At 38.2% G+C, this 6,865-nt stretch carries 7 protein-coding genes and 1 tRNA gene; 3 read left to right on the top strand and 5 right to left on the bottom strand.

What is annotated here, in order from left to right; translation table 11 throughout:
* Nucleotides 1-1,199, top strand: a 1,199-nt coding sequence (locus HMPREF9074_RS09300) for a TolC family protein (protein WP_034540387.1), incomplete at its 5' end; no start/stop codon positions are given.
* 54 nt (nt 1,200-1,253) lie between these two features.
* On the opposite strand, the gene HMPREF9074_RS09295 is transcribed toward HMPREF9074_RS09300, so the two are convergent.
* The 3 genes from HMPREF9074_RS09295 to HMPREF9074_RS09285 all read right to left on the bottom strand — a co-directional run bounded on the left by HMPREF9074_RS09295 (nt 1,254) and on the right by HMPREF9074_RS09285 (nt 3,135).
* A tRNA-Leu gene (locus tag HMPREF9074_RS09295) sits at nt 1,254-1,333 on the bottom strand.
* A gap of 88 nt (nt 1,334-1,421) precedes the next feature.
* Nucleotides 1,422-2,336 (bottom strand): bifunctional metallophosphatase/5'-nucleotidase, encoded by a 915-nt coding sequence (locus tag HMPREF9074_RS09290; RefSeq protein ID WP_009389830.1) that lies wholly within the window; start codon nt 2,334-2,336, stop codon nt 1,422-1,424.
* Nucleotides 2,337-2,343: 7 nt separating this feature from the next.
* Nucleotides 2,344-3,135 carry a 5'-nucleotidase C-terminal domain-containing protein gene (locus HMPREF9074_RS09285; RefSeq protein WP_034540395.1) on the bottom strand — a complete coding sequence of 264 codons (792 nt, stop codon included), beginning with the start codon at nt 3,133-3,135 and terminating at the stop codon, nt 2,344-2,346.
* 64 nt (nt 3,136-3,199) lie between these two features.
* On the opposite strand from HMPREF9074_RS09285, the gene HMPREF9074_RS09280 reads away from it, so the two are divergent.
* Nucleotides 3,200-3,718: a DUF6913 domain-containing protein gene (locus HMPREF9074_RS09280; protein WP_009389832.1), complete on the top strand. Its 519-nt coding sequence runs from the start codon at nt 3,200-3,202 to the stop codon at nt 3,716-3,718.
* A 7-nt stretch (nt 3,719-3,725) separates the two neighbouring features.
* Complete coding sequence (dapA, locus tag HMPREF9074_RS09275) at nt 3,726-4,598, top strand: 4-hydroxy-tetrahydrodipicolinate synthase (protein ID WP_009389833.1); 873 nt, start codon at nt 3,726-3,728, stop codon at nt 4,596-4,598.
* A 41-nt stretch (nt 4,599-4,639) separates the two neighbouring features.
* On the opposite strand, the gene HMPREF9074_RS09270 is transcribed toward dapA, so the two are convergent.
* On the bottom strand, nt 4,640-6,346 hold the full coding sequence (locus HMPREF9074_RS09270) for a L,D-transpeptidase family protein (RefSeq protein ID WP_009389834.1): 1,707 nt from the start codon (nt 6,344-6,346) through the stop codon (nt 4,640-4,642).
* 124 nt (nt 6,347-6,470) lie between these two features.
* Nucleotides 6,471-6,865: 2-oxo acid dehydrogenase subunit E2 (locus HMPREF9074_RS09265; RefSeq protein WP_034540384.1), on the bottom strand; the 395-nt coding region annotated here is incomplete at its 5' end.

Here is a 6,865-nt window from a genome sequence, read left to right as displayed (position 1 = left end):
TGAAGAAGAGTGAATACCAGATACAAGAAGTACGTGCTAATGCACTGCCTAACCTTGCAGCTTCAGGTGGTATGGTATACAACCCTAAGTTACAAGCCACTTATATTGATGGTAGTACCTTTGGTATACCTGGTGGTGGCCCTTTAAAAATGGAAATGGGACAAAAATGGTCAGCTAATGCTGAAGCTAAACTTACTCAAATGCTCTTCAGTCAAGCTGTATTTATGGGGCTTAAAGCAGCACGCACTACTCACGAGTTTTATCTGCTTAATCAACAACTTACTGAGAATGAGATTATCGAAAAGGTAGCTAAAGCCTATTATCAGGTATATCAAACCCGTCAGATGTTGCAAAATGTAGAAGCAAACCTAGCCCTTACCGAGAAGACAGCAGGGGTAGTAAAAGGTCTTAACGAAGCTGGTTTAGCTAAAAAAATAGACCTAGATCGTACCACAGTAGCGCTGAATAATCTTAAGTCTGCAAGACAGCAAGCCCTTAACGGACTACAACTCTCTGAAAATGCTCTCAAATATATGATAGGAATGCCTATGAATGAGCAAATCATACTTCCTAAAGATGGTTTTGAAGCTAATTACGATCTTGCTTTTGCCAAAGGAGGCACTAACAATCGCATAGAGTTACAAGTCCTCGAAAAACAGAAACAACTTTTGGATATCAATGTAAAGGTAAAACGTGCAGCTCTCTATCCTTCTTTGATGTTACAAGCTACTTATGGTTATTTAAGTATGGGGCCTAAAATGCCAATTATTTATGGTAAAAAGGATAAAGTATATGGGGCTGATTATTCGTCTATTACGTTAGGGGTTAGTGTACCTATTTTTTCAGGTTTTGGCACTACAGCTAAAATACGCCAAGCTCAGATAGAAAGCCAAGCTTTAGAAGCTACCCTCAAAGACACCCACCTCGCTATGGATTTGGCTTATGAAAATGCTCATAGCCAACTAAATAATAATCTACTTACAATAGATTCACAAAAAGAAAATGTAAAGTTAGCTGAAGAAGTGTTGCTCAATACGCAGAATAATTACCAGCAGGGCTTAGCTTCTCTCACCGATTTGTTAGATGCAGAACGTTCTTTGTCTGATGCAAAGAATAACTATACAAATGCACTTTTAGATTACAAGTTAGCAGAAATAGAGTTGCTCAAATCGCAAGGGAAGTTAGATACTATAAAATAACTACCTAAGTAAAGACAATAAAAAAAGCTATCCTAATTAGGATAGCTTTTTTTGTACCTGAGGAGGGAATCGAACCCTCACTCCGAAGAACACGAGTTTGAGTCGTGCGCGTCTACCAATTCCGCCACTCAGGCCTGCTCTTTAAATCGGTTGCAAAGGTACATAACTTTTTTTAATATGCAAAAAAAAGAGCAACTTTTTTGCATATTATTTTCTAACTACTTATACTTCAATACTTACTGATTGGTTTTTCACTAATGTATTCTCTTCAAAATAGAAGTCTATACGCCCTAAATTGATGCCATAGCACCCTACTTGGTTTACTAAAGTAGTATTGCCGCTTCTGTTAGTTACCAAGGTAGGACGGTCTAAGAAAGTGTGTGTATGTCCTCCGATAATAAGGTCTATATGCGAAGTTTGGGCAGCTACTTTTAGGTCATTTACCTTTTTAGGGTTATCTTTATAGTCATAACCTATGTGCGAAAGACAGATAATAAGGTCACACTTTTCTTCATTGCGTAATTTTCGCTCCATATCTTGTGCTATTTCTATAGGGTCAAGATATACAATTTCCCCATAATTCTGTTTAGTTACCAATCCTTCCAATTCAACACCAATACCAAAAACTCCTATTTTTATACCATCTACTAAGTATATTTTATAAGGTTTTGTATGCCCGTTGAGTATTGTGTTGCTTACATCGTAGTTCGAGATGATAAAATCAAATTTAGCGTGAGGCAGTTGGGCATAAAGTCCTTCTAAGCCGTTGTCAAAATCGTGATTGCCTAATGTGGCAGCATCATATCGCAACATCGACATTACTTTAAACTCCAATTCTCCTCCGTAAAAGTTGAAATAGGGCGTTCCTTGAAAGATATCACCGGCATCAAACAGCAGCGTATTAGAGTTTTCTTTTCTAATGCGTTCTATCAGTTGTGCTCTACGGGCAGCCCCTCCCTTATTGGGGTTAATGGGGTCATTTAGGGGTAGAGGGTCTATATGGCTATGAGTGTCATTAGTATGCAAAATAGTGATATGCTTTGCATTATTAGGCTTCATAGATAGCGAGCCAAGTCCTCCTAAGCCTACAAGTAGAGAGGAAGCTCCTATATTTTTAATAAATGTTCTTCTTTCCATAATAATTCTAAGGTTTGTATTCAAAACGGTGGTCTTCTTTAGCGTCTATCACGTCTGTTTGTTTAAAGTAATCAATCAATACGTTGCGTATTTTATAGCCGGTATCCTCTTTTTGTATAGGGTTGCCGAAAAAGTACATAGCATCACCACCGTTGAATAGGTAGTCTGAAGTAGCTACTCTGTAGGTGGCGTTGGGGTCAAAAGGCTTACCATTAATGGTGAATTGTACAATTTTTCCATCTTGGGTTATTTGCAGAGCTACCTGTTTAGAGAGAGGGTGGGGGAGGCGGTGCTTGATAAGGTAATCAACTAATTCTTGCACTTTTTCACCTTTCATTGTTACGATTACTACCTCGTTTTCAAATGGCATAAGGGCGTAGGCATCTCCCACTGTTACCGGGCCTTTAGCAAGGTCAGCGCGAATGCCACCCCAGTTCATCAGCACAAAATCAATATCGTTACCTGTGCGTTTTTTATAAATAGGCGATACAATTTCGTAAGTAGTATCACCAAATAGGTTAGAGATAGCAGTATTTAGCCGTGGGTGTTTACGGTCTTTCACTAAGTCATTTGCATTTTGGCTCAGCACTTTGCTCATTTCTTCCTCTACGTGCTTCCTATAGGGCATAATAAACTTATCTACCTGATTTAGAGAGGGTATAGTATCGGTAATTACTATATTTTTTGCTGTTACTTTTGTCAATTCTGGTTTGTTGATATGGGCAGCGCAAGCACTGAGAAGCCCTATCGCAATCAATGACACGATGAAGTAATGATTTAATTGTTTAAACTTTCTCATAAATAATCTTTTAAATTTAAAATTTATTGTTACCTTTGCAATCACACGCAAAATTACAAATATTTTGGAAATAGTAAAGAATTATTATATAAAAAATAAAATTGGCAAGAATTTTAAAGCTTTGGATAATTATAATAAATTGTTAAACAATGAATTAACCAAAGTGGGCTGTATAGTGGATATGGACGTTGTAAAAGATGTTAATCCGCTTTTGGGGCTTATTAAGTATTATGCCATACGTCCCGAAAACTATATCATTTTAGGGTATAAACGTGTATCAGAAGAAACACACGCTAACGGTACACCTATTCTCATTGATAAAGAAATCAATTGGCAGGGCAAAATACGCAATTACCACGCCGACCGTTTGGCTGAGCAGGAGTACGATTTGCTTATCAATTATTTTAATGAACCCAAGCTGCCATTGTTGCTGCTTTCTTCGTCTATCAAAGCCAAATTGCGCATTGGTTTCCAAGGTATTGACTTACAATATAATGATATAGTCATCGGTTGTACCCCTAATCAGGAAGCCGTATTCGTAAACGAAGTGAAAAAAGTTTTAAGTACAATTATTCATAAATAGAAAAATTATGACAAGCCAACTAAAAGGGACAGGTGTTGCCCTAATTACACCTTTTACTGCCGATGGGCAGGTAGACACTAAGGCATTAGCCAATATAGTGAACTATGTGATTGACGGTGGGGTAGAGTTCATAGTAGTTTTAGGTACTACTAGCGAAGCTCCTACACTTACTAAGGAAGAAAAAAAGATAGTGCGCAGCACTATTATCGAGGCAAATAAAGGGCGTTTGCCTTTGGTCTTAGGTATCGGTGGTAATAATACGCAGAATGTAATTGATGAAATCAAAACTACCGATTTAACTCATTTTGTAGCGATACTCTCGGTTACACCTTATTATAACAAACCTTCGCAAAATGGCTTGTATGCACACTTTGCGGCAGTAGCTACAGAAACTCCGTTACCTATAATTCTTTATAATGTACCAGGACGTACAGGAGTATCACTTACAGCTGAAACGATACTGCGTTTAGCTAATGATTTCGAGAATATAGTGGCTGTAAAAGAGGCTTCTGGTAATTTGCAACTCGATATGAATATCTTCAAAGATATGCCTGCTAATTTTACCTTCCTTTCTGGTGATGATGCTACTACGCTACCTTCAGTATATATGGGGGGTAGTGGAGCTATTTCAGTGATTGGCATTGCTTATCCAAAAGAGTTCTCAGAAATGGTGCGCTTAGGCTTACAAGGTAAGACAGTCGAAGCTAATAAATTGCACTATGCATTAATGCCTAAGATGGCTGCCGCTTTCAAAGAGGGTAATCCTACAGGTATCAAAGCTATTTTAGCAGCTAAAGGCTTATGTCAGCCTTATGTGCGCTTGCCATTAGTAGAGGCCTCTGAGGCGTTAAAAGAAGAAATAAAAAGGATTGAAGTCTAATTCATAATTCAAAATTCATAATTGATAAAGCGGTTTGAAAGTTAACTTTCAAACCGCTTTATTTCATTTAGCTGAGGGGTGTCAAGCTCGTAAATATCGTTCTTAATAACTACCTCTCCGTTGTTATCTACCCAAGCGGTGTAGTAGATAATGTTTACCTTATATTTAGTCTTCAGTGCAATGCGATACTGACTTCTTTTAGTATTTTGCATCGCTTCAGTTACTTTTTCTATTGTCCAAGGAGTCTGGCTCTCTTCATTTTTTAGTAAATGATAGGCAAGTTCCGAAGGATTTTGCACCCGTATACATCCGTGACTCAAGGCGCGGTAATCGCGGTCGAAAAAGTGCTTAGAAGGGGTATCGTGTAGGTAGATACTCATACCGTTAGTCAAGATAAACTTTACTAAGCCTAACGAGTTGTTGGCTGAAGGGGCTTCTACAAAGTAGAATCCTCTCTTATGTACAGCTGGGTCATTCCAATTTACTTGGGTAGGGTCTACTTTTTTACCATTTTCATACATCGTATAACCGCGATTTTTGTATTTTTCGGGGTTAGCTTGCGATACTATTTGGGGTATCATTTCTTTTTTGATGATACTTTGCGGTACTGACCACGTAGGTCTGAACTCCACATACTGTATAGTGTCCGTAAAAATGGGGGTAGAGGTAGCCGATTTTCCAACTACTACTCTCGTTTCAAATAGTACAGAGTCCTTCTCAAATAGCAAGAGCTTAAAATCAGGAATATTTACAATAGCATAATGATCTCCTAAGTAGTTGTTAAACACCCGCATACGCTCCATATTTAGCTTTAGTAGGTCGCGTGTTCTTGTATCGTTCATATTGATAAAGTAGAGCGTTTGTTTGCCCAATACTCCGTCAGGGGTAAGTCCTTTACTCTCTTGAAAACGCTGTACAGTGCGTATTAAAGTGCTATCTACAGTCTGTGGGTCAGCTTCTGCTATAGCTTCAAAACCTTTTTGTTTAAGTCCTTTGCGCAACTTTTCTATTACAGGGGCAGTATAGCCGTATACGAAATCTTTAAAGTTTGCAAAATCAATAGTCTCAGCAGAATCAAGTGTTTGTTTTTTTAGCAGAACGTATTTCTCTCTCATCTGCTGATATTGCTTACTTTGGGGTAATAAACCGTTAATTACAGTGCTTAGAGGCTGCTTATCATCTATGTTTAAAAGTAAATCTACATTTTTCCTTTTACTTTTAGGAGGAATCCACGAGTGATTGCCATAGTTTTTTCTGCTAAGTCGCCCTTTGCTGAGGTGTTGTGTTAGTAAAAAGAATGAAGCAGTGATTTCCTTGTCTAAATTAGCCTTGTATTCATCTGATAATTGGTGGGTATAAGCACTGTCTACCGCCTTTGCTAAGGCATTGCGCCTATAAGTCTCAGGGTTTAGTCCATCGTTGGTAATGCTGTCTAATACGCTGAGATACTCAGCAAACAGCCGCGAAGGCATATCTTGGTACAGCCAACGTGTTTTATTTCCATTTTGTGTGTAATAGTTATAAGTATCTGATTGTACACCTTTCTTTTGGTCAGCATCAGCTATAAATAGTTTTTCAAAGGTAGCAGCAGAAGTATCTACGCCAATGGTTAGCGCTTCTTTATAAATCTCTTCTCCCGTGTCTCTTAAGGATGAATCGGGGTGCGAAGCAGGATTTTTCTTACAGCTTTGCAGCAGTAAAAAGGTAGTAAGTAGTAACCAAATCGTTTTTGCGTTTCTCTTGTTCATATCAAGCAATTGTGTAATTAGCACGCAAAGGTATTCTTTTTTTCTAAAATAACAAAATTAGTGCCATAAAAAAAACGCTGCAAGCCATAAGCCGCAGCGATTTTTCTTCCTTTTCTCTGTTATACTATGCAAGCATAGTTACAGGGTTTTCAATATATGATTTCAGTGTTTGTAAGAACTGAGCACCGGTAGCACCGTCTATAGTACGGTGGTCGCACGCAAGGGTTACTTGCATAGTGTGTCCCACTACTATTTGTCCGTTTTTCACTACTGGTTTTTCGATGATAGCACCTACTGAAAGGATTGCTGAGTTAGGCTGATTGATGATAGAGGTAAATACATCTACTCCAAACATACCTAAGTTAGACACTGTGAAAGTACTTCCTTCCATTTCGGCAGGAGTTAATTTCTTGTTGCGTGCCTTACCAGCTAAGTCTTTTACTAAAGCACCTATTTGGGTAAGCGTTAGCGTATCAGTAAATTTGATTACAGGTACTACTAATCCGTCTTCTATAGCTA

It is taken from the genome of Capnocytophaga sp. oral taxon 329 str. F0087, from assembly GCF_000213295.2.
Classification (GTDB): domain Bacteria; phylum Bacteroidota; class Bacteroidia; order Flavobacteriales; family Flavobacteriaceae; genus Capnocytophaga; species Capnocytophaga leadbetteri_A.
The sequence above is the reverse complement of the archived record's forward strand: the minus strand, read 5'-3'. Positions and strand labels throughout refer to the sequence as shown.